The sequence below is a fragment of the Anaerophaga thermohalophila str. Valhall genome (assembly GCF_000250735.1).
Lineage (GTDB): Bacteria > Bacteroidota > Bacteroidia > Bacteroidales > Marinilabiliaceae > Anaerophaga > Anaerophaga thermohalophila_A.
The window spans coordinates 1-1057 of the sequence record NZ_AHZV01000245.1 but is presented as its reverse complement, the minus strand read 5'-3'; the positions used below and the strand labels follow the sequence as shown (position 1 = coordinate 1057).

Annotated in this window: 1 protein-coding gene; it reads right to left on the bottom strand. The window is 42.8% G+C overall.

All coding sequences use genetic code 11. The annotated features are described in order from the left end of the window. Nucleotides 1-52: 52 nt before the first annotated feature. The gene (locus OQ5_RS0113105) at nt 53-760 is read right to left on the bottom strand and encodes a head GIN domain-containing protein (protein WP_044107866.1); all 708 of its coding nucleotides are present in this window, start codon (nt 758-760) and stop codon (nt 53-55) included. Nucleotides 761-1057: the final 297 nt, after the last annotated feature.

Genomic DNA, 1057 nt, shown 5'->3' with positions numbered 1-1057 from the left:
CCGCAGAGAAGATTCTTCTGCGGATTTTTTTATTCCACCAATACAAATCATTTTAATGGCCGGTGACATCTCCTCCTCCCGACTCACTGATCTTCTTTGCTTTTGCACCTCCGTAATAATCAACATCGGCTCCGCCGCTTGCAGATGCTTCAATTTCATCCGAAGCGTAAACCTCAACATCGGCTCCGCCCGATGAAGATGCCTTTACTCTTTTTGCAATCAGTTGACGTGCTTTTATGTCGGCACCCCCACTGGAATGGGCCTCCAGATAGTTTGTTTCTCCCTCTGCTATTAAATCGGCTCCGCCGCTGCTGTTAAGGATAACATTATCAGCTTTTACACTTACTTCCACATCAGCACCCCCCGAAGATGAGATTTCGAGTGATTCGCCTTCTATTTCTCCTACACTTTTAAGATCGGCTCCACCTGATGCACTGAGTTTTTTAATTTCTTCTGTGGTCACGTAGACTTTGGCCGAACTACTTTGAAACCAGGAAAAAACACTTCCGTCACAATACACGTTCAGTTTCCCCCCCTTTATTTCGGTCTTTACATCATCGATATCATCAGAATCGGCCTCCACAATAATCTCCACAGGGCTACCCTGTTTCACTATCAGATCAACACCAGAAGAAACACTGATTTCATTGAAGTCTGATTCTACAGGCCGCTCCTGACGACTTTGAGATTGGCTTTCAAGAGCGCAGGTGCTTATCAAAAAAGCGACTAAGAACGGAAAAGTAAAATAAATTGTTCGCATAATCATGAGTTTAGTTTTTACTGTCAGTATTGTTCAATTTTTTTGTATGACGCCTGCTCCGTGTTTTTAGTTACACCAAATAACAAAAAGTTTTCTGTAAATCGGATTTTGAGTCCGGGAACTTCTCGCTGGCTGGAATCGGTCTGTCTGCAGTTACCGGTGTTCTTTTGAACCTCATCCTGCCAGACAAATCCAAACCGGTGAAAATGAAGAAATAAACCATAGAACCTTATGGCACAATAATTGTTTCTTTTTAACCTGGTCTATCCATAAGTTTCCGTAATTAGTGTCTGTCCA

Coding starts and splice junctions, on each gene's coding strand:
- OQ5_RS0113105 (WP_044107866.1), bottom strand. CDS start 760: ATGCGAACAATTTATTTTACTTTTCCGTTCTTAGTCGCTTTTTTGATA.